Raw genomic sequence first — 26,359 nt, 5'->3', positions numbered from 1 at the left:
GGCACAATCTATATCCACCCTTGGTGATAACCATGGCGAAGCTTAAGGAGCCTATTATCGCAATTAACTTCAAGACGTACATTGAGGCTACTGGGAAGAGGGCTTTGGAAATAGCTAAGGCTGCTGAGAAGGTTTACAAGGAGACTGGTGTAACGATAGTGGTTGCTCCTCAGCTTGCCGATCTAAGAATGATTGCTGAGGCAGTAGAAATTCCGGTTTTTGCCCAGCATATAGACCCTATAAAACCTGGAAGCCACACCGGTCACGTTCTTCCCGAGGCGGTTAAGGAAGCTGGGGCAGTTGGTACTTTACTCAACCACTCAGAGAACAGGATGATTTTAGCTGACTTAGAGGCCGCAATAAGGAGGGCTGAGGAAGTTGGCCTAATAACAATGGTCTGTTCAAACAATCCAGCTGTAAGTGCTGCCGTGGCAGCATTAAACCCAGATTACGTCGCAGTTGAGCCTCCAGAGCTTATAGGAACCGGGATTCCGGTGAGCAAGGCTAAGCCTGAGGTAATAACTAACACCGTCGAGCTCGTGAAGAAGGTTAACCCCGATGTCAAGGTTCTCTGTGGCGCTGGAATAAGCACTGGCGAAGATGTGAAAAAGGCAATAGAGCTTGGAACAGTCGGAGTTCTCTTGGCGAGTGGAGTTACAAAGGCAAAAGATCCAGAAAAGGCAATAAGAGATTTAGTATCGGGAATAATAGGAAAGGATTAGAGCCCTATCTTTACCGCTTTCCCTGTTTTTGTTGATTCATATGCCGCCAAAACTACTGCAAGGTTCTTAAGGGCGTCTTCTCCCGTAATCGGTGGTTCCTTGTCCTGCTGGATTGCATCTATGAAGGCGTTTATTATTCCCTCAACGTCTGGCCTCTCCCAGTATATCTTCTCGGTTCTCTCTTGGTAAACGGTAAAGTCTGGATAGGCGGTTCTGATGTCGAGGAATCCGTCATCCCCGACTATGTAGTATTTCATCTCCAATCCATAGGGATATCCTCTTGGATTTGCCCATCCTGCCGTTAGCAGTGCAACGACGTTGTTCTTGAACTCTATCAATGCCGTCCCTATGTCATCAACCTTGAACCCCCAGATCTTTGATCCTATGTCAGCGTAAACTCTAACGGGCTCGCTCTCAGTCAGCCAGAACAGTGAGTCTATTCCATGGGGTGCTGTATCCATGAAGCCGCCTCCGCCACTCTTCTTTGGGTCGAAGAACCAGCTCGTATCTATGCCCTCAAGGAACATTGGGGGCTTGACATACTCGGAGATGGCATATATGTACTCAAGCTTCCCTATCTCTCCACTTTCGACCATCTCCTTGGCCTTTCTCAGCGGGTGAGTGAATCTTGGGTTGAATGGCACCATCAGCTTTACTCCGGCCTTCTTCGCAGCTTTTATGATCTCCTTACCATCCTCTACTGTGAGGGCTATTGGCTTCTCTAGGAGGATGTGCTTTCCTTCTTCGGCCGCTCTTATTGCAACTTCTTTGTGTCTGTAAGTCTCTATAGCTATGTAAACAGCCTCCACAGTCTTGTCCTTAAGGAGTTCCTCATAACTGGGATAGAACTTTGCCCCATACTTTCTGGCCTCAATTTTTGCGACGTTTGCGTTAGCTCCATCCCCTGAAATTGCAACGAGCTTCGCTCTCCTGCTGGCTCTTATCGTAGATGCGTACCTCAAAGCGTGGGGGTGAGCATAGCTTATAACACCAAACCTCACCATATCACATCACCTCCAGCTTGACGGGCTCTCCCTTTCTAATGCTCTCCCTAGCCTTTTCTGCTATATATAGGGCTATTAAAGCATCTCTAGCGGTAACAACAGGCTCACAGTCGCTCTTGATGCACTCAAAGAAGTGTCTGAGTTCGGCTTCAAATGCCTCTGGGAATGTAGACAGCATTGGAGAGAATCTTGGCATCTCAAAGGTGCTCTTCACTACTCCCACTACTGGAGTGTCCAGTGGGGTGTACCTTATCCTTCCATTCTTTCCTATTATGTCGAGGTGGTGGTAGAAGACGCCATATTTGGCCGGTAGTGGATAGCTCCAGCTTACCTCAGCTATTCCCGTTTTGTCTCCTTCGAACTTTATGAACATGACAACGTGGTCATAAGTCTTGTTAACCCTTGCCTCTCCCCTTATCGCTTTTCCTATTGCAAACACTTCAACGGGCTCGCTCTCGAAGAACCACCTCAAGAAGTCTGTCACGTGAACACCGAGGTCTATAACAACTCCGCCGCTCTTGCTCTCGTCCCAGTACCAATAGTCGGCTGGGAATGGTAAATGTTGTACCTCTGTCTTTCTAATCTGCATCGGGAGAATGTTCCTAGACTTTATTACTTCTTTAATCTGTCTCCATCTCTTGTCGAACCTCCTTACGTGGCCGACGAAGAGCTTAAGTCCCTGTTGCTCTGCCTCTTTTATCATCTTTCCTGCCTCTTCGATGGTAAGGGCTATTGGCTTCTCAACTATCACGTGTTTGCCCGCCTTCAGAGCTTTTATTGTAAGCTCTGCGTGAGTGTAGGTTGGGGTTAGTATTTCGACGACATCCATATCCTGCTCTAGGAACTCATCTAGGTTTGTGAAGACTTTAGCGTTAAGCTCTTTTCCTGCTTTCTTTGCTGCCTCCTCATTTATATCCATTACCGCTACTACCTTTATCGTTTTTCTCATGGCTTTCAGCGCTGGCTTGTGGGCTAAATTGAAGATGTTTCCACAGCCTATTACGCCAACTTTGAGTCTCTCTGGCATGTTCACTCACCTATAACTATTTAGGAAAGTTTGGGACTAAAAAAGTGACGGTGATTTCTAAATGTTAATTAGGGAGGTATTTCACTCTTAAATGGTCATAATAAGCTCAACTAGTTTTAGCTTATCCTAACGGCCGGTTTAGTTACTAAAAGTTTTAAAAATTGGGGAGTTTTAAATCTCATGGAGGTGAGAAGTCATGAAAGTCGTCGTTGGAATTCCAAGCTACAACAACGCTGACACGATAGGATTTGTGGTAAGACAGGCTGCCGAAGGTCTCAAGAAGTACTTTGGAGGAGGAATTATAGTCAATGCCGATGGTGGTAGTACTGATGGAACGAGAGATGTTGTTCTCTCAACTAAGGTTCCGGAGGGGGTTGAGGTTCACAGCTTCGTGTACAAGTGGCCAATCCCAGGGAAGGGTAGTGCAATGAAAGAGATCATGGAGTTTGCCAGGGAAAGGGACGCTGATGCTGTAGTGTTTGTAGACAGTGACTTGAGGAGCATAACCCCTGAATGGATATACAAGTTCGCCGAGCCAATTGAAAAGGGCTACGACTTCGTCGCACCTCTGTATTTGAGGCACAAATGGGATGGTACAATAACCAATAACATCGCTTATCCAATGACTACCTCTCTGTATGGGTATGACATAAGGCAGCCCATTGGTGGGGACTTCGGTATAAGTGCCAAGATGATAGATCTGTACCTCGAGGATGAAGAGGTATGGATGACTGATGTTGCTAGGTTTGGAGTTGACATCTTCCTCACGACGACGGCTATCGCTAACAAGAGGAAGGTCGTTCAGGTAAGCCTTGGAATGAAGATACACAACCCGAAAGATCCGGCGGCATCTCTTGGTCCAATGTTTAATCAGGTTGTTGGCACGCTATTTATGCTGATGAAGAAGTATGAAGATGTGTGGAAGGACGTTAAAGAAATAAGGCCTGTGGAAACCTGGGGGGAGGAAGTTAAAGGGGAGCCTGAGGAAGTCAAAGTAACACTTGAACTGCTAAAGGAGAGAGCAAGAGAGCTGTTTGAAAAGGAAAAGCAGGTGCTTTCAAAAGCTCTGGCTCGTGACACCTTTGAGGCCGTGGTGAAGGCCCTTGAGACATTTGAATTCCCCGATGATTTATGGGCGAGGGTGCTGTTTGATGGGGCTGTGGCCTACAAGAAGGGTATTATAAAGAATGCTGAACCCCTGATACCGCTTTACTTTGCGAAGACAGCTGACTTCGTGATAAGGACTAGAGATATGACAACTATGGAAGCTGAAAGGCTGATTAGAGAGAGGGCTAAGGTATTCCTAAAGGAGAAAGAGTATCTTATCGAGAAGTGGTTTACCTGACACCTTCTGCCTGATACATAAACTTTAGAATCTTTTCACCCTCTTCATATTTTCTTATTGCTTCCTCGGCTAATTCCATAGCATCGAGGAATTTTGCATGTTTCATCAGGAAGTCTATTGCGTCTAGTACTCTCAATAAGTCTAAGCTCATTTCCTTCGCAGCTATGTATTTTATCGTGCTTATCCTTATTCTTGCTCTTATATCTATCCTTCCACCCGTCTCCTCTAGGGCTTCTCTGTAAATCTTCATAGCATTTTCAAATTTTCCCAATCCTACTAAGGCTTCGGCGAGCTCTATTAGCTTGTCTCCAACAACATCAAATCTTCCCGAGCTCCTGTAGTTCTCGATTACTTGGTTCAGCATTTTTATTAGGTTAACACCGATTAGATTAGCCCTGTTAAAGTTTCTCGCGAGAAGGTATGCATATTGTGCCTTTAGCAGTAACCTTGTCATGGTTTCTAGGTCTCCTTCAGCATACGCTAACTTGCTAGCCTTCTCATAGTGTTTCCCTGCAGTTTCCATGAGCTCTCTGTATCTCTCATCATATCCAAATATCGTCTTTATGTAGTTTGCAACTCTCTCAAAAGCTTCTGCGCTCTCTTCATACATCTCATTTTCTATGGCATCTTCTGCGATTTTTCCGTAGATTTCTACTAATCTGCCAGCTATTCTCTCTACGCCCTCTTTGTTGTTGAGTAAATCGTAGTATCTATAAGCGGACTCATAAGCTACTATAGCAGACTCAATCTCACCTGCTTCTTCGTAGTTCGAACCTAAATCTTCGTACATTTTGGCAAATTCTTCAGCATACTTTCTCACATGTTCCTGATCACCGAGAAATGTAAATGCCTCTATAACATTTAGACAAGAATTCGTTAACCTTTCTAAATTTACTTCAGGCTTATCTATTTCTCCCTCTATAACTTTTAAGTATAAATAAGCTGCCCTTAACATCAAAGGTTTTGCCTGCTCATATAATCCTAATTTGTCCCTTAGTAAAGCCCCTGCCTCTTTGTATAAGCTTGCAGCTTTCTGAATATCTCTTTTCTCTTCATATCCCTTTGCTGCTCTTACGAGCATTTTAACGCCGTCTTTAATTTTACCTTCCTTTATCCTTTGATATCCTTCCCTTTCGAGCTCTTCTGGAGTTGACATAAGGAGGTCTATGTCCAACCCTCCACCCTCCCTTACTTTAGCTTGAATTGTATTACCCTAATCTTATTTAAGCCTTTTTAGAAGAAGTTCGGGATAAGCAGAAAGGCATGCTTTCGCTTGGGGCATTTCCATACCGAGGATAACCCCCAAACTCATGAGATCTTTTGGTTCTCTAACTTCCCATTTGGTTTTTGCTGAGGAGGTTATAAATCTCATAATCTTATATTTTTCAGCAAGCTCCCAAGCTTTTCTCATAAATCTCAGTAAGTTTGCCCTTGTATATGGGTCTGCATATAATAGGGGTCTTAGCGAGAACCCCAGGGCAACATTTTTTCTGGCCATCAATCTTGCGAGCACATGATCTATACCCTGATCTTTCCTTCCTGCCCAGGGACTTATAATGGCGTCAACTCCTCTCTCAATGGAATATCTAACAACTCTTAGGTCGCTGGATTCAACGTAGATTAAGTAGCTCTGTCTGAACCTTTGTAGAACTTCTTTAACCATGCTTGGCTTTGGGTTTATTAAGGCTATTGCGACTTTCCCATACCTCTCTCTATTTTCCCTTAATACATGCTTGTCAAGACTTCCTGGTGGGATCTCGTACGAGTACACAACTTTATCAAACCATTCGCTCGCTAGCTTAAACGCCTCCTCACTCCTAACATCCATCTCGATCCAATTCACTCCTCACCCTCCAGCCACTCTCTAACTGCTTTAACGACGCTTTCCTTTTTCATTGGGAATGCCTTGACCTTAATTCTCACGTGGATAACATCTTCTCCCTCACTTACCTTAGCCTCTCCTAAGTAAGCTTTCTGCTTATCGAACCTTATATAGAATGTCCCAGTGTCGTCGACTTTCTCCTCTGCATGCTCCCAGAGGTATCTTCTGTCTTCCTCACTGAGCATTTTCCTTAGGTTTTCAAGGAACTTTCTTATGTTCCTCGAGTGCCTCAACTCTGCATCAACAACCAAGATCGGATTGCCGAAATAGCCCTCAGTCTCAATTACCTCAAAGTCAATATCCTTAGCGGATATATCTTCTGGGAACAGCGTTTCAAGGGCCTCGAGCACTTTTTCTGGATCCTCAGTCGCGTGGATAAACGTTCTTATCCTGATGTTGTGAGCTTGAAGCCTCTTACCCATTCTCACCACCAGAATAAACTTGGAATAAGTTATTAAAAATCTTAGCTTACTATCTCGCCAAGAAGATAAGTTGATGTGGCTCCTTTGACTTTAGCCTCTGCAAATTCGCCTTCTTCTCCCTGGGGAAGGATGATGTGCTTATAGTTCATGGTTACGGCATCGACGTTGCCTTTCTTCCCCTCCCCGTGGACTAAGACCTTGACTCTCTTTCCAATATATTCTCTGTTGATTTCATAGCTTATCTGTAGCCTTATCCTATGCATAATCCTCGACCTTTCTTTGACGAGCCATCCTGGGAGTTGCTTCCATCTTGCGGCTATCGTGCCGGGCCTGGGGGAGTATCTAGAGACATTAACCTTGTCGGGCCTTATTCTCTTTATTAACTCAACGCTTCTCTGAAAGGCCTCATCGCTTTCACCTGGGAAGCCCACTATTATGTCTGTGTGGAGGTTCAAATCTGGAAATGCTCTTCTGAAGGTCTTCACTATCTCTTCGAACTCTTCAACGGTATATGTTCTTCCCATTCTCCTGAGAATCTCATTATCACCACTTTGCACTGGTAGGTGAAGGAACTTGTACACCTTCTCATCACTGTAGGAATCTATAAGTTCGTCTAGGAACTTTATCACATGGTTCGGGTTCATCATTCCAACTCTTATCCTGAACTCTCCCTCTATTGCCGTTATCTCGTCCAAAAGTTTGGCTAAGTTAATTCCTATGTCGAAACCGTAACATCCGGTGTCCTCTGCCGAAAGCCAAATCTCCTTGTACCCCTGTCTGAGGGCCCATTTGACCCACTCCACTACCTTTTCTGGAGCATAGCTCTTCAGAACTCCTCTAGCGAGCCTAGTGGCGCAGTAAGTACAGGCGTTCAAGCATCCTTCAGCTATGGGAACTATGAAGTGGACTCCTCTTGGGGATAGCCTTGGAAAATCGAGCTTGTCTAAGTTTCTTTTCCTCCAGTCGGGCACACTTATTAGCTTTTCTCCCCTTAAAGCGTACTCAACTGCCTGCGTAATTCTGTCTATGCTTTTTACCCCTAAAATTGCGGACACCCTTTCGTCGATTACATCTGGATTAACGTGGGGAAGGCATCCAGTTACTATGACTTTTTTTCCTGCATCTATAAGCTCCTTAATTTTCCTTGCTATCTTCCTCTCTGTTGGATCCTTAACGGCGCAGCTATTTACCACAACTATCTCGGCATCTTCAGGAGTGTTAACTAACTCGTGACCCGCTAGGTACAGTAAAGCCGCCATCATCTCTCCATCTGCTCTATTCCTCGCGCACCCATAGTTTTCAATATAAACTCTAGCCATCGCCCTTACTCTAAATGCACTATTTAAGTCTCTTTTGGATCATTGTTGCCCAATTATTGTTAAGCATTTTTACTTAATATTCATTAGCATGGTTAACTAAACCTTAAGCATTGTGGGGAAATTTAAAGGGGATATAACTTTTGGTTCACAATAATTTTATAAACACAAAATGTACAGAACCTAATGTAATGTTCAAAAATGTTCATCTGAACGGAGGTGTTCATGGTGTACAAGATCCTTGAAAAGAGAGAGATCGCGATGAGGAATACTTGGTATAAGATATATGCACCTCACGTTGCTAAGAAAGTTCAGCCTGGGCAGTTCGTTATTGTTAGGGCTTTTCAAAACGGTGAGAGAATTCCACTAACTCCCGTAATGTGGGACAGGGATGAGGGCTGGATAGTTTTAGTCGTTTTCACGAGAGGAAAAACCACTATGAGAATGGCTCTTGAGCTCAGCGAAGGTGATTCTCTGCTCAATGTCGCTGGACCCCTTGGCAATCCTGCTCCTATGGAAAAGTTTGGGAAAGTTTTAGCTATAGGAGCTTATACAGGGATAGTTGAAGTGTATCCAATCGCAAAGGCTTGGCAGGAAATTGGGAACGACGTTACGACACTCCACGTAACCTTTGAGCCTATGGTCATGCTCCAGGATTACCTTGAGAAGGCCGTTTCGAGACACATAGTTGAACCTGTTAAACTCGATCCAAGGTTTGACTTTAAGGTGAACATGAGATATTTGACCAAGAGATTAGTTGAGAAAGTCAGAGAGTTATTAGAGAACGAAGACTGGGATCTAGTCTTTATGGTTGGCCCTCCGGGAGATCAAAAAGCCGTATTTGGAGTCGTTAGGGAGTTTGGAATTCCAATGAGGGTTGATCTGCATCCGATAATGGTTGATGGAACTGGGATGTGCGGTGCCTGTAGGGTGAGGGTTGGGGGAGAAGTTAAGTTTGCCTGTGTTGATGGGCCCGAGTTCGATGCCTACCAGGTTGATTGGGATGAGCTGATACACAGAGTTGGTTTCTACTCTAGAATGGAGCAGATTGCTCTGGAGAGATATCTAGAAGAGCTTAAAGCTAAGGGGGTGATGTGATTGCCCAGGCTCATTAAGGAGAGGGTTTCTACTCCTGAGAGACCTGTTGAAGAGAGAATTAAAGACTTTTATGAAGTTAATCTTGGCTTACGTGGGAGTTGGCTTTAAGGGAGGCTGAGCGTTGCCTCCAATGTCCAAAGGATTATGCCCCCTGTATTAAGGGATGCCCAGTCCACATAGACATTCCTGGATTTATAGCTAAGTTGAGAGAGAATAAAGATAATCCATACAGGGCAGTTAAAGAGGCTTTGAGAGTTATTTGGGCTTGTAATTCTCTTCCTGCGATTACGGGTAGGGTTTGTCCTCAGGAGGAGCAGTGTGAGGGGGTCTGTGTTGTTGGAAAGGTTGGTGACCCGATTAACATAGGAAAACTCGAAAGGTTCGTCGCAGACTACGCAAGAGAACACGGAATTGACGATGAACTGCTAATGGAAGAAGTTCCGAAGATTCAGAAAAACGGTAAGAAGGTTGCTGTTATTGGTGCTGGGCCTGCTGGCTTGACATGTGCGGCTGAGCTAGCAAAGATGGGTTATGATGTAACAATATTTGAAGCACTTCACGAGCCCGGGGGAGTTCTAGCGTATGGAATTCCAGAATTTAGGTTACCAAAGGAGATACTCAGGAAAGAGCTCAAGAAGCTAAGTATCCTTGGCGTGAAGATAAAAACTGACCATGTAGTCGGGAGAACAGTTACGATCCCCGAGCTACTGGAGGAGTACGATGCAGTGTTCATTGGAACTGGCGCTGGAACTCCAAAGCTCCTTAACATCCCTGGGATAAACCTTAACGGGATATACTCTGCAAACGAGTTCTTAACTAGGATAAACCTCATGAAGGCCTACAAGTTCCCCGAATATGACACTCCAATAATAGTTGGGAAGAAAGTTGTCGTTATTGGGGCCGGTAACACTGCAATGGATGCTGCTAGGTCAGCGTTAAGGTTAGGTGCCGAGGTAACTATCGCGTACAGGCGTGGAGAGGAGGACATGACTGCTAGAATTGAGGAGGTGGAGCACGCCAAAGAGGAAGGAGTTAAGTTCATGTTCTTCGTTAATCCAGTGGAGTTCATTGGAGACGAGGAAGGAAGGGTTAAAGCTGTAAAGTTTGAGAAAATGAAGCCTTTGGATGAGAAGGACTCTAGGGGCAAGAGGAAGATCATTGGAACGGGAGAGTACATTACAGTTGAAGCAGACACCGTAGTTATTGCAATTGGCCAGGTGCCAAACAAGATTCTATGGAAGACCACCCCAGGACTTAAAGTCAGCGAGAAGGGGACTATAATTGTAGATGAAAACCTCATGACATCTATCCCTGGGGTTTTCGCCGGTGGAGATGCCATTAGGGGAGAGGCTACCGTTATCTTGGCCATGGGAGATGGGAGAAAAGCTGCAAAGGCAATACATGAGTACCTATCTTCTAAGTCTTCCTGATTCTTCTTCTTCAATTTAGCTATCTTAGGCTTTCCTAATTTCCAACTTGCGGATTTTAACTTTTTGTTTTAGATAAAAATTGGCAGGAAAATTCGAAAAGCTTACGAAAGGTTTATATTTACCTGGGCTTACGTTAGTTCGGTGATGGTCCGATGGCGTGGAAGGTAACCGTTGACCAGGACACCTGTATCGGAGACGCAATCTGTGCAAGCCTCTGTCCAGACGTTTTCGAGATGAACGACGAGGGTAAGGCTCAGCCAAAGGTTGACGTTATTGAGGACGAGAACCTCTACAACTGCGCTAAGGAAGCAATGGAAGCCTGTCCAGTTAGCGCTATCAGCATTGAGGAGGTCTGATTTTCTTTTCTCTATTCTATTGTTAGGTTGAACTTTTTGGCCTGTTCTAGCACGTATTCCCTAATTTCTCTAGCCTTTGGAAATTCTGCTACAATTTCACCGTTCTCAATTATCGGTTTAAGTAAAGGTTCAACTTCTGCCCCACATACAGGGCACTTCTCAAGCTTCTTGTTTGCCGGAACAACGTGATAGTGGCCGTTCTCACAGCGGTAAACCTGCTTTCTTCCGCTCAGCTTGCCTCTCTTTGTCATTGGTTTTCCTTCGACCTCCACTATATCCAAGGCAAAGTCGATTGGCTTTGCGCTTGCAATTGCCCCTCCAACCCCAAATGCGTCAGCGACATCAACTATCTCCTTTATCTTCTCTTCATCGAGTCCGCCCGAGATGAATATCTTGACCCAATCGTAGCCCCTAACATTGAGCTCCCATCTTACCTCCTCTATTATCTTCCTGAAGTTGCCTCTTCTTGAGCTTGGGGTGTCGAGCCTTACTGCAAACAACCTTTTCCCTAGAGCTTCAGCGGCCATTACAGCTTCAACCTTCTCATCGTAGAAGGTATCGACTAGGGCTATCCTGGGGACTTCCTCCTCTATAACCTCGTCAAAGTATTTCCACGCTTTCACTTGATCTCCTACCGTGATTATGAGGGCATGAGGCATAGTTCCAACTGCCTTTTCCCCAATCATTTCAGCTCCTAAAACGCCAGAGACACCATCGCAACCGCCTATGAACGCTGCCCTATCTATCATTGGGGCTATTGCTGGGTGCATATGCCTAATCCCGAAGGAGTAGACGGGCTTGAACTTTGCGGCAATCTTAATCCTTAAAGCAGCAGTCGCAATGCCGCTTGCCTGACTCAGCATCCCCAATAATGCCGTCTCGTAAATTCCGAAGTCCTCATAGTAGCCCTCGATCTGGAGAACGGGCTCATATGGATGGAATATCGTCCCTTCGGGCATAGCATAGACGTTTACGGGCAACCCTTCAAGGAGCTTTGCAACCTCCTCAACTCCAACGAGAACTCCCCACTTCCAGTTCTTCGGAAGGGAAGTGGTTGTTACATCAGCCAAAACTTTCTTGTGGATGTTCTTTGCCTCCAGGATTTTTTTGGTTCTTATGAAGTACACATCTGTGGTTTTCCCAGCCTTTATATCCTCCTCGCTGGCTATGTAGAACTTCATGACCACCACCACAATAAGTATCTTCAGGAACCTTTAAGACTTCCCACGCACATCTATGGTCAATGATAGTGTATTCAACTAGAAGGGGATCCACTAAGAAGATAGCTGAGGCCATTGCCGAAGGCCTGGGGGATGAGGCTTTCAACCTCAGGGAGGAATGGCCGGAGGAGATAGAGGATTTTATAGTCCTTGGAACTCCAATATACTACGAAAAGCCTCTGCCTGAAGTCTTAGAGTTCGTTCGGAGGAACGATGGGCTGAAGGGAAAAGTCATTGCCGTGTTCGTGGTTTGTATGGCCGATCTCTTTGGAATTTTGGGGAAGAGGTACGCGGAGCTTAGGTACCTCAATCTCGTTAAGAGAGGGATTAAGGGCGATGTCATTGATGAGAGGATCTTTAGGGGATGGGTAAGAAAGGAAAACCCCAGGACGATTAAGGAAGCTTATTCCTGGGGCCTTGAGCTTGCTGAAATATTTGGAGGGAAGAGAAGCTAATACCTACGCTTCATGTTGAGGATAGCTAAGCTGAGGAAGAGGACACCAAAACCAAGCAGGGCGATTACATCATTAAGCACCTTGGACAGGCCCCAACCGCGGATCATGATCGACCTCAGAGCTTTTACTGCATACGTTGGGGGCAGAAGATAGGAAAGCGGTCTGATGTACTTTGGAATTGCTTCTATTGGCCAGAATATGCCTGAAAGGAGGAATGTAGGAACGACTATCATTGGAACAAATTGTATCGCTTGTGCTTCACTCTGGGCTAAGTTCGAGAGCAGTATCCCCAAGTTTACGCCAACGACCGCTAGGAGTGAGATTAGTATGAAGGCCAAAGCGAGGCTGCCCTCTATGTGCACTTCAAAACCGAAGACCGCTATTGCGAGCATTATCACGGCCTGCACTATTCCAATGACTCCAGATGCGAGGGAGTAGCCAATGACAATCTCTTCCTCCCTTAGTGGAGTGGCTAAAGCCCTGTCAAGAGTTCCAACATTTCTTTCGCTTATAAATGACAGAAGGGAGAGTACAGTGGAAATTAGGAATATTGCCAGCGACATCACCCCAGGAAGGAAAGTATCCATGAACTTCGCGTTTTTACCGTACACGGGTATGTAGTTAACTTGGATTGGAGCTTTAAACCCTTCTTCCCGGAGGGCTTTCAAGAGAGCCTGGTTTATTCCCGAAATTATCGCATCTGCTATGTTCGTATTACTTCTGTCTAAATATACCTGTTTGCATGTCCTTTGGGAAGTATAGAACTGCCCAGCACTCTCCATTTTTCAGCTTATCTAATGCCTCCTCGAGGCTAGTTCCCTGGGAGATTGAGAACGTATCCTTATCTAGGTTCGCTATAACCTTGGAAGCAAAGGTACCATCTTCGTTCACGATTATTACCTTAACATCATGCACATGGCCACCAAATGCTATGCCAAATAAAATCATGAGCACCATGGGCGTAACTAATGCGTACATAAGGGTTCTCTTGTCATGCTTTAACTCCAGCAGGCTTCTCTTTGATACAGCAAGAATCCTGCTCCAATCCATAAAATCACCACCTAGTGAGCTTTAGAATTGCCTCCTCAAGTGTTCTTGATTCTGTTTTTTCCATGATCTCCTGGGGACTTGCTATTGTGACGATTTTGCCTTTCATCATGACCGCGATGCGGTCGCAGTTCACTGCTTCGTCCATGTAGTGTGTGGTTATGAGGATAGAGGCCCCGCTTTCGGTCAGCTGGCGGAAGTACCCCCAGAAATTAGCCCTTAGATTTGGATCAACTCCCACCGTTGGTTCGTCTAATATTAGGAATTCTGGCTCATGTATCAGGGCACACGCTAGAGATACCCTCCTCTGCATTCCCCCGCTGAGCTCTCTAACTATTCTATCCTTGAATTTATCGAGACCAACAAACTTTAGCGTCCAGTCTTTTCTTTGATTAAACTCCCTTTTTGAAAGGCCATAAAGTCGGGAATAGAATTCGAGGTTCTCCTCTACGGTCAAGTTCATGTAGAGGGCCAACTCCTGTGGCATGTATCCAACTCTCCTGAGAACGTCTTTATTGGGCATTTCTCTCCCAAGTAACTTAACTTCACCTCCATCCGGCCTTAGCAGGCCCACAATAAGCTTGATAGTTGTTGTTTTACCAGCACCATTGGGTCCAATGAGGCCGAATATTTCGCCTTTTTCTACCTTGAAAGATATCCCTCTGACGGCTTCAAAGCTTCCGTACCTCTTTCTGAGCCCTTTAACAGCAAGGGCGGTCATTGGGATCACCTGGGAAATTCTCGCTGGGAAATTAATATAAGTATGTTGTAACTTAGCGAGTTACAGATTTTAAAATGGGGTGGCTGAGTATGGAGGACATAATTGCGAAGTTGATTAGGCTTGGGCTTAAGGAGTATGAAGCGAGAGTTTATGCGACTTTAGTAATCATCGGGCCAGCAAAGGCGAGCGACATTGCGAAGGAGAGCGGAGTTCCGAGGCCTAGGGTCTATGACGTCCTTAAGGAGTTGCACAGAAAGGGATTCGTTGAAATTAGCGAGGGAAGTCCAACGTATTTTAGGGCAGTTGATCCCGAGAAAGTTATAGCAACACTAAGGGATGAATACATTCGATCGGCGGAAGAGGTCATAATAATGCTCAAGAGTTACCAGAGGGAGAGACAAGAGGAATGGTTGCCGGTATGGTACCTTCAGGGAGAATGGAGCGTTAAAAATCGTGTTGAGGAGCTTGCAAGTAGGGCTGAGAGGGAGTTCGTGGCGGCGTTTATGGATCTAAAGCTGGCTTTGAAGTTTAGGAAGGCCTTTGAAAATGCAAAAAGCAGAGGGATAACCCCGATTATTCTGTTCATCACTAAGACTAGGTGTTATGAAAGTCATCTAAATGAGCTGGGGAAGGTGTACTTCATCCCTCTATCGAAGATCCTCGAAGGTGAACCCAGGGACTTTATGGAAGCCGTTGCAAGGGCTTTGTTCTCCACAAAGGAGAGGTACATAGTAAAGGGTCTGTTTATTAGGGATTCCCAAGAGTCGATTCTTGTTTATGAGGAGGGAGGCTTGAAAGGCCTCATGGTGAAGATATCCTTTATTCCAGTGATTCAGAGGGAAGTAATAGAATACTACCTGAGGAAAACTTAGGTAGCGATAGCTCCCGGTTCTTAGCTCATCCATAGTAAGACTTATTTACTTATCTTTGGAGCCTAAGGTTTTTATATTTCTGAACTTTAAGTAACACAGAGTGGGAATTAGAATAAGCGAAGAGATTAAGGTTATTAGAGAAAGTTTAGCGAGAATTGAGCGAAGATTAGAAGTTGTTGAGAAAATGCTTGAAGAGCTACTAGAGCAAGAGGAAATTTACTCACTAATGAAGCTATCGGAGGACTCCTTAGAAGAGTTTTTTAGTGATGAGCCGGACATATACTCTGAAAAAGATTTGAAGGTTAGATACTATGAAGGGAAAAATAGTTCTCGTTAGATTCCCGTTTACGAGTTTAAAGGGAACCAAACTTCGCCCAGCACTTGTGTTATTTGAAGATGCAAATGAGATGTGATGGTTGCGTTTATCTCCTCCCGAATAGAAAAGTACAATCCTAAAACTGATGTTTTAATTTCAAGATCTCACCCTGAATTTAGTTTAACTGGCTTAAAAGTTCCATCATTTGTTCGCCTCACCAAAATAGCTACGCTTCATAAGGATATAGTTCTTGGAGAACTTGGTGAAATTGGCCCTATGCCTAACCCTTTAGCTCAACCGATAATATTTAGATGATTCACGCCCTATTATATATTGAGGTTAGGTGATCCTATGAAGCCACTGCATGAGCTCATCTCACTCTCCGGAAAGACGGCCCTAATAACAGGTGCAGCCTCGGGAATAGGTAAAGCAGCTGCCTTCAGGTTTGCCGAGGCTGGGGCTGACCTATACCTTGTTGATATAAACGAAGAGGGCCTTAACCTCGTCAGGGAGAGAATTCGGGAGAAATTTAACGTCAATGTTGAAACATTCAGGGTCGACCTCTCAAAGAAACCTGAGATAGACTTACTCTGGGAGCAGCTTAAAGGCAGGGAGCCAGATGTCCTCGTGAATAACGCGGGAGTTTACTGGTTCAAGGACTTCCTCGAGGTTGATGAAGCTTTTTACAGGAAAGTAATGGCAATAAACCTTGACTCAGTCTTCTGGATGTGTCAGCACTTCGTGAAAAGGAGGAAGGAGCGCGGAGGAGTGATAATAAACGTCAGCTCCATAGAGGCGTTCCTCCCGTTTGCCAAGGGTTTGGTTCACTACGATGCCTCAAAGCTCGGCGTTGTGGCACTAACAAGGGCAATAGCTCGAGAATATGGAAAGAAGATAAGGGCGAACGTCGTTGTCCCGGGAGGAATCGAAACCGAGGGAGTAAAAAGACTGAAGAAAGAGGCGATAATGAAGTTTGACATGGAGAAGATCGCGATCTCCTTCAACTTCAATGCGAGACTTCCAATGGGGAGGTTTGGTGATCCCGATGAGGTAGCTAGGGTTATCCTGTTCCTCGCGAGCGATTTAGCTAGCTACGTCAATGGGGCAATAATTCCAGTTGACGGTGGGTTCCTATCCACGTGAATAGTATATTCCCCCGACGGTTTCGTTGTTCCACACTGCGAATATCTTCCACTCATTCTCCCCTGTTTTCTCAACGAAGACTTCAATTGTAATCCCTAACGTGAAAATAGTCCCTAGCCTTGTCCTGTTCTTTATTTCGCTAAATTTAATTTGATAATCTGCTTTAGTTATCCTTAATGGCTTTTTTATCGTAATATTTCCGGAGTAAACTTTTCCGCTGTAAACAATGCTAATCGAAGAGATAGTGTTTGATGTTACAATTGTACCATTGAGTACTGGGCTGAAATCTACTCGTAACTTTATAGACTCGGGAACCTCGGGGAATTTCAATATATACACTCTGAATCCAGCTCCACTACCTTCCTCCTTTGCGGAGATGTCTATCTGTTCAATCGTTATATTGTCTAGTAGTTCTTCAACTTCTTTTGCAATATTTACCGGAACCAGAATAGTTGCATTATATTCGGATTTATTCACATACACCCAGACTTTCTCGAGCTTGGTAGTCGTTGGCTGCTGTGTAGTAGTGTTTTCAGGTGAATGATGTGTTACAGTTAAAGTTCCGGTTGAGATGCACCCACCAACCCCTACAACTAACATAAATAATATAACGAGTATCTTCATCTTCATTGATATCCCTCAGAGTCTGATAAGTTATTCTACTTTAAACTTTTTGTTGTAAGACAAACACTTTAAAGCTAATGCTTAACTTGGGCTGAGAGGTGTTCCAATGGGTGAGTTTGAGAAGGCTGTAGAGGAGATCGTGAGGGCTCTCCTTAATGGCGAGATTAAGGATAGGGAGGAGTTGAACAAGCTCAAGATAGAGGTCTCTAGGAAGTATCATCTTCCACGCTTACCCAGGAACTCTGAAATCTGGAGAGCGCTTCCTAAAGATAGAAGGGAGGAGTTTAGAGATCTTTTAAAGAAGAAGCCCACTAGAACTATCAGCGGGGTTGCCGTAGTTGCCATGATGACGAAGCCTTTCCCATGTCCTCATGGTCGGTGTATCTACTGCCCTGGGGGTCCTTCCATTGGTTCTCCCCAGAGCTACACTGGAAAGGAGCCTTCTGCCTTGAGGGCCGCTCAGTACGGGTATCATCCATACATAATAATGATGGCGAGGCTAAAGCAGCTCCACGATATTGGTCATCCAATTGATAAGGTTGAGGTGATAATCCAGGGAGGCACTTTCCCTGCCGTTGATTTGGATTATCAGGAATGGTTCATTAAGTGCGCCTTTAAGGCGATGAACGACTTTACCTACTTTAAGGACATAGAGAACCTTGAGGAGAAGCTTGTAAGGCTCATCCTTCAAAACGATAAGTCCGTATTTGAGGAGGATCCAAAGTTTAAGAAGGCCTGGGAGAGGACTCACAGGAAGCCTTACTACTATCTTGAAGATGAACAGAGAAAGAATGAGAAGGCTAAGGTTAGGATGGTTGGCTTGACTATTGAAACTAGGCCGGATTGGGCCTTCGAGAGGCAGATAGACAGAATGCTGTCCTTTGGAACGACGAGGGTTGAGCTTGGAGTGCAGACTATATTCAACTTCATTCACGAGAGGACGAGGAGGGGTCATGGGGTCGATGAGATAGTTAAGGCCACGCAGCTGTTGAGGGATGCCGGGCTGAAGATTAACTACCACATAATGCCCGGCCTTCCTGGGAGCAACTTCGAGAGGGATCTGTATACCTTCAAAACTATCTTTGAGGATCCAAGGTTCAGGCCTGATATGCTCAAAATATATCCCACCCTAGTGACTAGGGATGCCCCCTTATACGCTTGGTACAAAGCTGGCCTCTACAGGCCATACACAACCCAGGAAGCCCTTGAGCTATTGGTTGAGGCCTATAAGATCTTCCCGAAGTGGGTCAGGGTTATGAGGATCCAGAGGGACATTCCCGCTCACCTGATAGTTGCGGGGGTTAAGCACTCCAACCTTGGGCAACTCGTCTTTGAGGAACTAATCAGGAGGGGAATAAGGCCGAGGGAGATAAGGTTCAGGGAGGTTGGGCATCAGATGCAGAAGTTCGGTAAGATTCCTGAAGTCGAACATATCAAGCTGCTGAGGGAAGATTACGAGGCTGCAGGCGGAACGGAGATATTCCTCAGCTTTGAGGACGTAAAGAACGACATCCTCATTGGCTTCCTCCGTTTGAGGATTCCAAGCGAAAAAGCTCACAGGAAGGAGATAAACTGCTGTCCTTCAGCTATAGTAAGGGAGCTCCATGTTTATGGTCCTTTGGTCCCAATCGGGGAGAAGCCTAAGTACGAGTGGCAGCACAGGGGCTACGGCAGGGAGCTGTTGGCTGAGGCTGAAAGGATAGCGAGGGAGGAGTTCGATGCGAAGAAGATTCTCGTGATAAGCGGAGTTGGGGTTAGGGAGTACTACCGTAGATTCGGCTACAGGAAGGATGGGCCTTACGTAAGCAAGAGGCTCGACAGGGCTTACGCAGACTACGGAAAGAGCGATAAGTTTGATGCCCACCTTAACACTTGACTAGAAAAGGTGATAAACCCAGGAACGAACCTCAAGTGGTGCTCGGTATGGAGTTCAAGCATGATAGTGAAACGGTTAATGAAGCCATTGGAATCCCAGAATGGAAGGCTAAAGAAATAAAGATGTTCGTAACAAAGCAGATTCTCCTTCTCTTGGAGGGAAAGCTTGACAGCGTTAGCAGGATAATGGAGATGATAGATTCGAAGTACAAGGAGAGAAATGAGTTCGGCTATGCGATGTTTCTCCTGGGGCAGGGATTGATAATAGTTGCTCAAGAAAAGGCTAAGGAGGACAGAGCTTGAGGTTCAAGCCTAAGCCATTCCTTAAGCCTGTTAAGTTCAAGTGTCTTTTCTGCCTTGAATGTTGCAGGGGTAGGCATGTCTACCTAACGTACAAAGACATCGAAAGGCTAGTTAAAGCCGGCTACGATCCCCAGGAATTCTTAACATTCTCAATAGAGAACGGGAAGGTGAAGTTTGTCCTTTCGGTTAGGGAGTGGGATCTTGGCTGTATCTTCCACGATCCCGAGACGGGTAAGTGCAAAGTTCACCCACACAGACCTCTCATCTGCAGGATCTATCCATTTATGGTGTCTAGGAGGCCCCTTGGTGTTGAAGGTGAAAAACCAATAGAGTTCAACGGTGTTAAGTACTGGCTCTATTACGACGAGAATTGCCCAGGAATAAATGTTGAGGATGGGGATGGAATAATAACTCCTGAAGAGATTCTTAAACTGGGCATAAAATTTGAGGAAGAGCTAGAGTGCACTAATTTCGATACCGTCTTGTCCCTGCTCTAGCTTGAACCCTGGGTTAACTGTGTACAACCTCTTTCTGGCGTCTTCAAGAAGGTATATTTCTCTGATAATGCCTGAATCCTTCAAAACCTTTAGAGCATATCGAACCGTCCTTTCAGAAAGATTAGTTGCTTTTGCTAATTCCTTAGAAGACATAGGTTTCTCTAATGCTTGCAACACTAGAATAGCAGATCTTGGAAGTTTAGCAAAGTCGATCCCTCCTCATGGCGAAACCCCTTCGGGGGTATGTCAATGGCCTTAAAATGTTTTCGAATCTGGCATTGTCATTAGCACGATTAATCAGGAGATCAAAATTTTCTCTTTCTTTGCTTCTTCTCTTGCTAAGGTACTAACTTCTTCTAGGAATTTTTCAAATCCTATTATATCTAGTCCATATTTTCGTAATGGATAAAATTTTGCTGGCTCCATACTTACAACTAGGAGTGAATTAGTGACTATGGCAGAAACACCAACCAAAAGGTCATCAAATTTCATGAAAATGCCTTCTTTAATTAATGCGGCATCAAGTTCAGCAAGTTGTTCAATTATTTTGTCATCTATATCTATAATGTGAAAGACTTCCCTTAATTCCTCTATCTCCCTTTTTAGTTCCGTTTCTTTAAAGGCCTTGGCCAGTAAGTATGCGTGGAGAGTGGGGATTGGAATATAAACATCAAATTCTGCTAAGATGAATTCTAACAATTCTTTATTTTGCTTTTTTGTTATTTGGATAAAGGAAGGAGGGTCAAATGCTATTCTTTGAGGTAGTCTTTTCATTATATGTTCCTCCTTTTGTTTTGAGCGAATAGTACTTCTCTCTGTCTTTGAGGATAGAAAGAACTAAGTCTGCTTCATCTTCGTCTAATGCTACTTTTTCTGCTTTCATATCCAATTCTACCAAATGCCATACTTCAATTAGCTTCTTTAAAACTTCACTGTATGATTTTGCGTCGAGTTTTGCTTTTAGTTTTTTTATTGCTTCCCATGTTTCTTCATCAACGGCAATTGTTTTCACTTATTTACACCTCCCTACCCCTCCTCTAAGATCTCTTTCCTGATGTTGCTTGTTAGCCCATTATTAATAACTATCTCTCTGAATACTCTTACACTCTTTTTCCTGGGTTTTCTCTCTTTGGTTATCAAGTTTACTTCGTACAAGCCAAACCTCATTCTGAACCCTAAGGCCCATTCGTAATTATCGGTTAATGCCCAGTGTAAGTATCCTCTCACGTCATAACCATTTTCGTAAGCCTCTTCCATGGCTTCAATGTGAGATGCGATGTAATAGGGCCTTAATACATCTTTTGAATCTGCTATTCCGTTTTCTGTTACGTATACAGGAACTCCATATTCATTGGCAGCTACTATAGAGTCGTACATGCCTTTGGGATATACCTCCCATCCAATGTCACTAACAGGATTACCGTCCTTTGACGTCGTTCCTGGTCTACATCCGTATCCATAATCTGGAACGCCCTTGAAGCTTATGAGAGGGATACTTGGAAACATGGGATCTTGGTATTTAACGACTTCTCTTGTATAATAATTCACTCCCAGCCAATCATTGCCCTTTAAATATGGAAGGTAAACAAATGTCTCTCCGTCAAATTCGATATTTAATTTTCCCCTGTGGATAGCCGTTAAGAATAGCCCACTGTGGAAGAAATTGGCATTATCGGATGCTTGTAGATCCTTTGAGTCTTTCGGATTAAACGGATATGTGACGCCGATGTTATTGTATATAATTCCTATTTCAGCTGGTTCTTTTGATTCTGGATCAGCTTTTTTTCTGTCAAATTTCTTTATCATCCTATATGCTAAAGCATGGGCGTTTATCATATGTAGCATAACTAACTTTGCTGCTTCTGGATTCATGACTCCCGGGGGGAATCCTGAGTATGGGGCTAAATACCCCAACTCGACGACCACCATAGGTTCATTAAATGTGCTCCACATGTCTACTATGTCTCCGAATTTATATGCTAAATACGCGGCAAATTTTGCAAACTCTATAACACTCCTTTCGCTTACCCATCCGTTTCTCTTATTGGTCAGGGCTTTTTCTCTAGATTCGATAGGATCATGAAGCCATATTGGGAGGGTAAAATGATTTAGGTTTAGTATTACCTTAAAACCCCTCTTTCTTAGGGAATTTATTAGGTTCCTATAATATATTATTTCCCTTTGGTTAGCGATTTCATCAAGTTTTTCTAATGCGTCTTTAGAAATCTTCACATCCTTTACCAACCCGTAAGACTCATCAATTTCATACTCCACGTCGACAAAAGTCGTTGGCCATGGAAATACTCTGCTCCATTCAATTCCGATCCTATATGTGTTGAGCCCTAAATCCTTTGCAATTTCTTGGTCTCTCTCATATAATTCATATGAATTTATACCGTCTTCGGGAAGATCCCCACTTACTAGTCCTTTTTTGATATTATATTCATCTCTTACCCAGTACCACCAATCTGTGTTTGGATCAATGTGCCTCCTCAGTCTGTCCCCCATTTCAAACTGGAATCCGGACTGTGAAACTCCCCAGAGAAAGTTCTCTGGAAGCAACTCTAAATCCCTCCTTGGTTTTTCTCTACTTTATAATTCGTATCCATATTTTATAAAACTTCCGGAAATTTATAATTAATTTCCCAACTTTATAATCTAGGACAAAGCTTATAAGTAGGAGGGGCTATTTTATAATTGGTGACTCTGTTTATATTATTGGGTGTGTGGAATGTGGAGGTGGCAATGCATGAAGAGAACCCTGTCTATAGTCCTGGGTTTAGTCGTCTTGATTAGCCTATTGGGGCCTGTTATGGCCCAAGAGGAACTTCCTAGAACGGAGACTCTATATGTGGGAGGAGGACTTTGGAGCCAGCCAAATAACTTCAATCCACTTGTAAGTTGGGCCGCAGTTACAGGTACAATAGGATTGATTTATGAAACGCTGTTCATATATGATCCATTAAGGGACAAACTTGAACCTTGGCTAGCTGAGAGTGGAAAGTGGGTAAATGATACAGTTTACGAGATAAAGCTTAGAGAAGGCCTAACTTGGCAAGATGGAAAGCCCCTAACAGCTGAGGACGTTAAATTTACCTTTGAACTCGCTAAAAAATATCCAGGAATTAGCTTTTCTCCAATATGGAGCTGGCTTGGCGAAGTGAAGGTAATTGACAATAGAACTGTGCAATTTATATTCAAGGAACCCCACTATGAAGAGTGGAAGTACTGGTTATATAACATTCCTATAGTGCCGGAACACATCTGGAAGAATATAAAAGACCCGGTAAACTATGCGAATACCGATAATCCAGTTGGATCGGGAATGTATAAGCTTTACAAGAGAGATCAGATGAGGGCAATTTTCATTAGGAATGACAAGTGGTGGGGTATAAAGTACTTTGGAAAACCTGCTCCCAAGTATATAGTCTATGTAATAGTTTACAGTAATAACCTAGCACTATCAATGCTTGTGAAAGGAGATTTGGACTGGAGCAACTTCTTCATTCCGGGAGTTCCTGATGTTAAGAGTAAGTATGGAATTGTGACATGGTTTGACAAAGCCCCCTACCACTTGCCTGCTAATACAGCGTTTCTATTCCTTAATAATCAAAAACCCCCACTTAACAACCCAGAGTTTAGAAGAGCTATAGCTTATGCAATTAACCCAAAGGAGATAGCGGCCAGAGCTTCCCAAAATCAGGTGACGCCTGCAGACCCTACAGGGTTGTTAATCCAATATCCTGCATTCAAGAAGATCTACTACAAGGAAGCAGTTGAGAAATACGGTTTCACTTATGATCCCAAGAAGGCCAATGAGATTCTTGATAAGTTGAGATTCAAGGATGTGAATGGAGATGGATACAGGGAGTTCCCAGACGGAAAGCCCCTTAAGTTGACTATCATCGTGCCGTATGGATGGACTGACTGGATGGAGATGGCGAGGATAATAAGTGAGCAACTAGGATTAGTTGGAATTAGGGTTGAGCCCAAGTTCCCGGACTTTAGCAAGTACTATGAGGATCTAACTAAGGGAACGTTTGAGATGGCAATAAACAACTTCGGAAGCCAAGTCTATGCAACACCATGGCAATGGTTCAACTGGCTCCTGTATCCAGGAGTTACCCCAATTGGAAAGCCAACTTATTCAGGAAACTGGGGTAGGTACAAGAATGAGAAAGTCGCTGAGTTACTACACCTGATTAACATAGAGAAAGACGAGAACAAGAAGCTCCAATACTATCATGAACTCCAGGAGATATTCCTCAAGGATCTACCCTATATCCCGCTCGTCTACAACGGTGCATGGTTCGAGGCTAGCACTCAATACTGGACCAACTGGCCAACCGAGCACAATCCATATGCATTCCCAATAACCTGGCAGGGCTACTGGCAGATGGGTGGATTAAAGACCTTGCTCGGAATCAAGCCAGCGCAGAAGTCTACTGAGACCGTTAAGGAGAAGACCCAGACGGTAGTTGTTACGGAAACCGTGGTCAAGACTGAGACAGAGAAGATAACTGAAACCCCAACAACCACACAATCACAATCGTCACCAACTACGACAGCAACTGAAGGAGGCATCTGTGGTCCAGCAGCTATAATAGGGCTTGCTGCTATTCCACTCTTCCTGAGAAGGCGGAAATAATTTTCTTTTCTTTTAATTCTACTAACTTCAAGGAGGACTTAAGGATGAGTGGGATCAGGAGATATTTAGTAAGGAAAATCATAATATACATATTAACTTTCATATTCGCGGTAACGATAGATTTCATAATCCCCCGTCTAATGCCCGGTGATCCGATAGCAGTTCTTCTCTCCAGGTTTGCCACGTTACCTGATGTAACTAAATACTTACACAGCTATTTTATGCAGGCTTTTGGACTGGATAAGCCCTTATGGGTTCAGTACATAACCTTCTGGAAGGCCGTTCTTCATGGTGATTTGGGAATAAGCATTTACTATTATCCAAAGCCTGTGGCTCAAATAATTAAGGAAGCGTTACCCTATGACTTGGCCCTCTTAGTTCCATCCATCGTAGCGAGTTGGATAGTTGGTAATTGGCTTGGAGCTTTGGCAGGTAAAAATAGAAAGCTTGACTCTTATCTGATGCCCATATTTTACTTCCTTCAAGCATCTCCCTACTTCTGGTTTGCTATCCTATTGGCATATCTATTCTCCGTCAAGTTAGGTTGGTTCCCCATAGCCGGTGCTTACAGCTATGGAATAATTCCCTCCCTTAGTTGGACTTTCATTAAAGACTACCTACACCACTGGTTCCTCCCGTTTCTCAGCCTATTCCTTGTTCAGCTTGGAGGTTGGGCTATTGGAATGAGAAACATGATAATATATGAAATAGAGGCTGACTACGCTAGATACTTGGAGAGCTTGGGAGCCTCGGAAAGGCTGATAATGAAGCACGCATTCAAGAACGCAATGTTGCCCCAAATTACCGGTCTGGCACTGCAGTTGGGCCTTATAGTGGCTGGGAACGTTACAGTTCAGGTTGTCTTCTCTTATCCTGGGATTGGTTACGTACTGATGCAGGGCATACTTAACCAAGACTACTTCCTGATTCAGGGGTGCTTTTTGGTGATAATATTGAACGTCCTAGTTGCCAACTTCCTAATTGATCTCCTGTACGCGGTTGTGGATCCCAGAGTAAGATCTGCTTACATGGAGGGAGCTTGAATGAAGTTCACGGGTGAAACCTTGAGAATCGCGTGGAGGAATAGGAAATTTAAGGTTGGCATTTTCATAGTTTTGTTCTTTGTAGTTTTCGCTATTGTTGGTCCCTACTTGACACCATTCGATAACCTTGGCTATTATCCCGTGAAGTTTGGGAATAAAATAGCTCCAAAGCCCTCACTGCCTGCCCTAAAGCCTGGGGAGATTGGGGAGATATACACACCGGACGGCGTTGTTAAGGTTAAACATTACCTGGGAACTGACAGTTTTGGAAGAGATATATTCGCCCAGTTGGTCTACGGTTTGAGATCCTCCCTTTTTATAGGGTTATTCGCGGGTGGTTTAGCTACCATAATTGGACTGTTAATGGGTTTCATTGCGGGTTACAAGGGAGGATGGATAGATGAGCTCTTGATGATGATAACCAACATAATGCTTGTAATTCCCACAATGGCCCTCTTAATAATTATAGCCGCTTACCTTCCGTACAGAGGAGTTGGGATTGAGAGCGTAATCATAGGCCTAACAGCATGGCCCTGGACCGCGAGAGCTGTAAGAGCTCAAACACTCTCCCTCAAAAGAAGAGAATTCGTTGATCTAGCTAAATTGGCAGGCTTATCTGACTTTAAGATAATCTTTGAGGAAATAATGCCAAACATGATCTCATACATCTTTATGGTTTTTATCCTCCAATTCGGTGGGGCTATTCTAGCTGCAGTTGGCCTTGACTTCATAGGTCTGGGGCCAACTAGGGGAATGTCTTTGGGAATTATGCTACAACAGGCCGTGCTTTGGAATGCAATAAACCTCGGTTACTGGTGGTGGGCGATACCTCCAGGATTGGTCATAGCTATCTTGATCACTGGGCTTTACCTCATCAATACGGGGTTGGATGAGGTGTTTAATCCTCGTTTGAGGAGGGAGTGAGGATGAGTATGCTTAGGGTTGAGGATCTTCGTGTTTATTACTCTACCCCAGTGGGTTATGTTAAGGCTG

Annotated in this window: 28 protein-coding genes and 2 pseudogenes; 16 read left to right on the top strand and 14 right to left on the bottom strand. The window is 44.2% G+C overall.

Annotation, left to right across the window (positions count from 1 at the left end; genetic code table 11):
- Positions 1–32 precede the first annotated feature (32 nt).
- Positions 33–722, top strand: coding sequence for a triose-phosphate isomerase (tpiA, locus tag A3L04_RS00155; RefSeq protein WP_068575584.1), 690 nt, complete (start codon positions 33–35; stop codon positions 720–722).
- Here tpiA and A3L04_RS00150 read toward each other — a convergent pair.
- Together A3L04_RS00150 and A3L04_RS00145 are read right to left on the bottom strand one after the other, a co-directional pair.
- Positions 719–1,726, bottom strand: a complete 1,008-nt coding sequence (locus A3L04_RS00150) for a Gfo/Idh/MocA family protein (RefSeq protein ID WP_068575582.1) — start codon at positions 1,724–1,726, stop codon at positions 719–721. The two genes, tpiA and A3L04_RS00150, sit on opposite strands and share 4 nt — an antisense overlap.
- 1 nt (position 1,727) lies before the next feature.
- On the bottom strand, positions 1,728–2,753 hold the full coding sequence (locus A3L04_RS00145) for a Gfo/Idh/MocA family protein (RefSeq protein ID WP_068575580.1): 1,026 nt from the start codon (positions 2,751–2,753) through the stop codon (positions 1,728–1,730).
- Between the two features lie 196 nt (positions 2,754–2,949).
- Between A3L04_RS00145 and A3L04_RS00140 the strand changes: the two genes are divergently transcribed.
- Positions 2,950–4,098: a glycosyltransferase gene (locus tag A3L04_RS00140; protein WP_068575578.1), complete on the top strand. Its 1,149-nt coding sequence runs from the start codon at positions 2,950–2,952 to the stop codon at positions 4,096–4,098.
- Here the strand turns inward: A3L04_RS00140 and A3L04_RS00135 are convergent.
- From A3L04_RS00135 to A3L04_RS00120, 4 genes are read right to left on the bottom strand one after another with little or no spacing between them, the layout of a single operon-like run.
- Positions 4,091–5,272 carry a soluble NSF attachment family protein gene (locus tag A3L04_RS00135; protein ID WP_068575576.1) on the bottom strand — a complete coding sequence of 394 codons (1,182 nt, stop codon included), beginning with the start codon at positions 5,270–5,272 and terminating at the stop codon, positions 4,091–4,093. The genes A3L04_RS00140 and A3L04_RS00135 overlap by 8 nt on opposite strands.
- Before the next feature lie 45 nt (positions 5,273–5,317).
- Complete coding sequence (locus tag A3L04_RS00130; protein ID WP_068579388.1) at positions 5,318–5,926, bottom strand: Ribonuclease P protein component 3; 609 nt, start codon at positions 5,924–5,926, stop codon at positions 5,318–5,320.
- 11 nt (positions 5,927–5,937) lie between these two features.
- A complete protein-coding gene (locus A3L04_RS00125; protein WP_068575574.1) occupies positions 5,938–6,402 on the bottom strand; it encodes an RNA-binding protein in 465 nt (154 codons plus the stop codon).
- A 41-nt stretch (positions 6,403–6,443) separates the two neighbouring features.
- The gene (locus A3L04_RS00120; protein WP_068575572.1) at positions 6,444–7,721 is read right to left on the bottom strand and encodes a tRNA (N(6)-L-threonylcarbamoyladenosine(37)-C(2))-methylthiotransferase; all 1,278 of its coding nucleotides are present in this window, start codon (positions 7,719–7,721) and stop codon (positions 6,444–6,446) included.
- A 225-nt stretch (positions 7,722–7,946) separates the two neighbouring features.
- Between A3L04_RS00120 and A3L04_RS00115 the strand changes: the two genes are divergently transcribed.
- The 3 genes and pseudogenes from A3L04_RS00115 to A3L04_RS00105 all read left to right on the top strand — a co-directional run bounded on the left by A3L04_RS00115 (position 7,947) and on the right by A3L04_RS00105 (position 10,602).
- Positions 7,947–8,816 (top strand): sulfide/dihydroorotate dehydrogenase-like FAD/NAD-binding protein, encoded by an 870-nt coding sequence (locus tag A3L04_RS00115; RefSeq protein ID WP_084448905.1) that lies wholly within the window; start codon positions 7,947–7,949, stop codon positions 8,814–8,816.
- A pseudogene (gene gltA, locus A3L04_RS00110) lies at positions 8,817–10,246 on the top strand (NADPH-dependent glutamate synthase).
- A gap of 152 nt (positions 10,247–10,398) precedes the next feature.
- Complete coding sequence (locus A3L04_RS00105) at positions 10,399–10,602, top strand: ferredoxin (protein ID WP_068575565.1); 204 nt, start codon at positions 10,399–10,401, stop codon at positions 10,600–10,602.
- An 11-nt stretch (positions 10,603–10,613) separates the two neighbouring features.
- Here the strand turns inward: A3L04_RS00105 and A3L04_RS00100 are convergent, their stop codons facing one another.
- Positions 10,614–11,783, bottom strand: coding sequence for a nicotinate phosphoribosyltransferase (locus A3L04_RS00100; protein WP_068575563.1), 1,170 nt, complete (start codon positions 11,781–11,783; stop codon positions 10,614–10,616).
- Positions 11,784–11,845: 62 nt separating this feature from the next.
- On the opposite strand from A3L04_RS00100, the gene A3L04_RS00095 reads away from it, so the two are divergent.
- Entirely contained in the window at positions 11,846–12,277 is a 432-nt protein-coding gene (locus tag A3L04_RS00095) for a flavodoxin family protein (RefSeq protein WP_068575561.1), read from the top strand.
- On the opposite strand, the pseudogene A3L04_RS00090 reads toward A3L04_RS00095, so the two are convergent.
- A pseudogene (locus A3L04_RS00090) lies at positions 12,274–13,225 on the bottom strand (ABC transporter permease). The gene A3L04_RS00095 and the pseudogene A3L04_RS00090 overlap by 4 nt on opposite strands.
- 106 nt (positions 13,226–13,331) lie before the next feature.
- Positions 13,332–14,045 (bottom strand): ABC transporter ATP-binding protein, encoded by a 714-nt coding sequence (locus A3L04_RS00080; protein ID WP_068575554.1) that lies wholly within the window; start codon positions 14,043–14,045, stop codon positions 13,332–13,334.
- 89 nt (positions 14,046–14,134) lie between these two features.
- On the opposite strand from A3L04_RS00080, the gene A3L04_RS00075 reads away from it, so the two are divergent.
- From A3L04_RS00075 to A3L04_RS00060, 4 genes are all read left to right on the top strand, one after another.
- Positions 14,135–14,917, top strand: a complete 783-nt coding sequence (locus A3L04_RS00075; RefSeq protein ID WP_068575552.1) for a TrmB family transcriptional regulator — start codon at positions 14,135–14,137, stop codon at positions 14,915–14,917.
- Between the two features lie 100 nt (positions 14,918–15,017).
- Positions 15,018–15,254: a hypothetical protein gene (locus A3L04_RS00070; RefSeq protein WP_231963802.1), complete on the top strand. Its 237-nt coding sequence runs from the start codon at positions 15,018–15,020 to the stop codon at positions 15,252–15,254.
- A 75-nt stretch (positions 15,255–15,329) separates the two neighbouring features.
- Positions 15,330–15,548 carry a hypothetical protein gene (locus A3L04_RS00065; RefSeq protein WP_231963801.1) on the top strand — a complete coding sequence of 73 codons (219 nt, stop codon included), beginning with the start codon at positions 15,330–15,332 and terminating at the stop codon, positions 15,546–15,548.
- A gap of 36 nt (positions 15,549–15,584) precedes the next feature.
- Positions 15,585–16,376: an SDR family NAD(P)-dependent oxidoreductase gene (locus tag A3L04_RS00060; protein WP_068575550.1), complete on the top strand. Its 792-nt coding sequence runs from the start codon at positions 15,585–15,587 to the stop codon at positions 16,374–16,376.
- Here A3L04_RS00060 and A3L04_RS00055 read toward each other — a convergent pair.
- Positions 16,365–17,006 (bottom strand): hypothetical protein, encoded by a 642-nt coding sequence (locus A3L04_RS00055; protein WP_068575548.1) that lies wholly within the window; start codon positions 17,004–17,006, stop codon positions 16,365–16,367. The two genes, A3L04_RS00060 and A3L04_RS00055, sit on opposite strands and share 12 nt — an antisense overlap.
- 100 nt (positions 17,007–17,106) lie before the next feature.
- Between A3L04_RS00055 and A3L04_RS00050 the strand changes: the two genes are divergently transcribed.
- From A3L04_RS00050 to A3L04_RS00040, 3 genes are read left to right on the top strand one after another with little or no spacing between them, the layout of a single operon-like run.
- Positions 17,107–18,876: a tRNA uridine(34) 5-carboxymethylaminomethyl modification radical SAM/GNAT enzyme Elp3 gene (locus A3L04_RS00050; RefSeq protein ID WP_068575546.1), complete on the top strand. Its 1,770-nt coding sequence runs from the start codon at positions 17,107–17,109 to the stop codon at positions 18,874–18,876.
- 47 nt (positions 18,877–18,923) lie between these two features.
- Positions 18,924–19,178, top strand: coding sequence for a hypothetical protein (locus tag A3L04_RS00045; protein ID WP_068575545.1), 255 nt, complete (start codon positions 18,924–18,926; stop codon positions 19,176–19,178).
- A complete protein-coding gene (locus A3L04_RS00040; protein WP_068575542.1) occupies positions 19,175–19,675 on the top strand; it encodes a YkgJ family cysteine cluster protein in 501 nt (166 codons plus the stop codon). The genes A3L04_RS00045 and A3L04_RS00040 overlap by 4 nt, the downstream gene beginning before the upstream one ends.
- Here the strand turns inward: A3L04_RS00040 and A3L04_RS00035 are convergent.
- The 4 genes from A3L04_RS00035 to bgaS all read right to left on the bottom strand — a co-directional run bounded on the left by A3L04_RS00035 (position 19,634) and on the right by bgaS (position 22,237).
- On the bottom strand, positions 19,634–19,852 hold the full coding sequence (locus A3L04_RS00035) for a winged helix-turn-helix domain-containing protein (protein ID WP_269451350.1): 219 nt from the start codon (positions 19,850–19,852) through the stop codon (positions 19,634–19,636). The genes A3L04_RS00040 and A3L04_RS00035 overlap by 42 nt on opposite strands.
- A gap of 120 nt (positions 19,853–19,972) precedes the next feature.
- A complete protein-coding gene (locus tag A3L04_RS00030; protein WP_068579383.1) occupies positions 19,973–20,449 on the bottom strand; it encodes a PIN domain-containing protein in 477 nt (158 codons plus the stop codon).
- On the bottom strand, positions 20,418–20,687 hold the full coding sequence (locus tag A3L04_RS00025; protein WP_068579382.1) for a hypothetical protein: 270 nt from the start codon (positions 20,685–20,687) through the stop codon (positions 20,418–20,420). Before A3L04_RS00025 ends, A3L04_RS00030 begins: the two co-directional genes overlap by 32 nt.
- Before the next feature lie 14 nt (positions 20,688–20,701).
- The gene (gene bgaS / locus A3L04_RS00020) at positions 20,702–22,237 is read right to left on the bottom strand and encodes a beta-galactosidase BgaS (protein WP_084448904.1); all 1,536 of its coding nucleotides are present in this window, start codon (positions 22,235–22,237) and stop codon (positions 20,702–20,704) included.
- 187 nt (positions 22,238–22,424) lie between these two features.
- Here bgaS and A3L04_RS00015 point away from each other — a divergent pair, with 187 nt between their 5' ends.
- From A3L04_RS00015 to A3L04_RS00005, 3 genes are read left to right on the top strand one after another with little or no spacing between them, the layout of a single operon-like run.
- Complete coding sequence (locus A3L04_RS00015) at positions 22,425–24,323, top strand: ABC transporter substrate-binding protein (RefSeq protein WP_068579378.1); 1,899 nt, start codon at positions 22,425–22,427, stop codon at positions 24,321–24,323.
- Between the two features lie 44 nt (positions 24,324–24,367).
- Positions 24,368–25,366: an ABC transporter permease gene (locus A3L04_RS00010; RefSeq protein ID WP_197658818.1), complete on the top strand. Its 999-nt coding sequence runs from the start codon at positions 24,368–24,370 to the stop codon at positions 25,364–25,366.
- Positions 25,367–26,290 (top strand): ABC transporter permease, encoded by a 924-nt coding sequence (locus A3L04_RS00005; protein WP_068579375.1) that lies wholly within the window; start codon positions 25,367–25,369, stop codon positions 26,288–26,290. It abuts the gene before it with no gap.
- Positions 26,291–26,359: the final 69 nt, after the last annotated feature.

The sequence above is a fragment of the Thermococcus chitonophagus genome, assembly GCF_002214605.1.
In the GTDB taxonomy this organism is placed as follows: domain Archaea; phylum Methanobacteriota_B; class Thermococci; order Thermococcales; family Thermococcaceae; genus Pyrococcus; species Pyrococcus chitonophagus.
The sequence above is the reverse complement of the archived record's forward strand: the minus strand, read 5'-3'. Positions and strand labels throughout refer to the sequence as shown.

What these genes read in the sequence shown, in the direction of transcription:
- tpiA (WP_068575584.1), top strand. Translation starts at nt 33, where the DNA reads ATGGCGAAGCTTAAGGAGCCTATTATCGCAATTAACTTCAAGACGTAC.
- A3L04_RS00150 (WP_068575582.1), bottom strand. Translation starts at nt 1,726, where the DNA reads ATGGTGAGGTTTGGTGTTATAAGCTATGCTCACCCCCACGCTTTGAGG.
- A3L04_RS00145 (WP_068575580.1), bottom strand. Translation starts at nt 2,753, where the DNA reads ATGCCAGAGAGACTCAAAGTTGGCGTAATAGGCTGTGGAAACATCTTC.
- A3L04_RS00140 (WP_068575578.1), top strand. Translation starts at nt 2,950, where the DNA reads ATGAAAGTCGTCGTTGGAATTCCAAGCTACAACAACGCTGACACGATA.
- A3L04_RS00130 (WP_068579388.1), bottom strand. Translation starts at nt 5,926, where the DNA reads ATGGATGTTAGGAGTGAGGAGGCGTTTAAGCTAGCGAGCGAATGGTTT.
- A3L04_RS00125 (WP_068575574.1), bottom strand. Translation starts at nt 6,402, where the DNA reads ATGGGTAAGAGGCTTCAAGCTCACAACATCAGGATAAGAACGTTTATC.
- A3L04_RS00120 (WP_068575572.1), bottom strand. Translation starts at nt 7,721, where the DNA reads ATGGCTAGAGTTTATATTGAAAACTATGGGTGCGCGAGGAATAGAGCA.
- A3L04_RS00105 (WP_068575565.1), top strand. Translation starts at nt 10,399, where the DNA reads ATGGCGTGGAAGGTAACCGTTGACCAGGACACCTGTATCGGAGACGCA.
- A3L04_RS00100 (WP_068575563.1), bottom strand. Translation starts at nt 11,783, where the DNA reads ATGAAGTTCTACATAGCCAGCGAGGAGGATATAAAGGCTGGGAAAACC.
- A3L04_RS00095 (WP_068575561.1), top strand. Translation starts at nt 11,846, where the DNA reads ATGATAGTGTATTCAACTAGAAGGGGATCCACTAAGAAGATAGCTGAG.
- A3L04_RS00080 (WP_068575554.1), bottom strand. Translation starts at nt 14,045, where the DNA reads ATGACCGCCCTTGCTGTTAAAGGGCTCAGAAAGAGGTACGGAAGCTTT.
- A3L04_RS00075 (WP_068575552.1), top strand. Translation starts at nt 14,135, where the DNA reads ATGGAGGACATAATTGCGAAGTTGATTAGGCTTGGGCTTAAGGAGTAT.
- A3L04_RS00065 (WP_231963801.1), top strand. Translation starts at nt 15,330, where the DNA reads ATGGTTGCGTTTATCTCCTCCCGAATAGAAAAGTACAATCCTAAAACT.
- A3L04_RS00060 (WP_068575550.1), top strand. Translation starts at nt 15,585, where the DNA reads ATGAAGCCACTGCATGAGCTCATCTCACTCTCCGGAAAGACGGCCCTA.
- A3L04_RS00055 (WP_068575548.1), bottom strand. Translation starts at nt 17,006, where the DNA reads ATGAAGATGAAGATACTCGTTATATTATTTATGTTAGTTGTAGGGGTT.
- A3L04_RS00050 (WP_068575546.1), top strand. Translation starts at nt 17,107, where the DNA reads ATGGGTGAGTTTGAGAAGGCTGTAGAGGAGATCGTGAGGGCTCTCCTT.
- A3L04_RS00045 (WP_068575545.1), top strand. Translation starts at nt 18,924, where the DNA reads ATGGAGTTCAAGCATGATAGTGAAACGGTTAATGAAGCCATTGGAATC.
- A3L04_RS00030 (WP_068579383.1), bottom strand. Translation starts at nt 20,449, where the DNA reads ATGAAAAGACTACCTCAAAGAATAGCATTTGACCCTCCTTCCTTTATC.
- A3L04_RS00015 (WP_068579378.1), top strand. Translation starts at nt 22,425, where the DNA reads ATGAAGAGAACCCTGTCTATAGTCCTGGGTTTAGTCGTCTTGATTAGC.
- A3L04_RS00010 (WP_197658818.1), top strand. Translation starts at nt 24,368, where the DNA reads ATGAGTGGGATCAGGAGATATTTAGTAAGGAAAATCATAATATACATA.
- A3L04_RS00005 (WP_068579375.1), top strand. Translation starts at nt 25,367, where the DNA reads ATGAAGTTCACGGGTGAAACCTTGAGAATCGCGTGGAGGAATAGGAAA.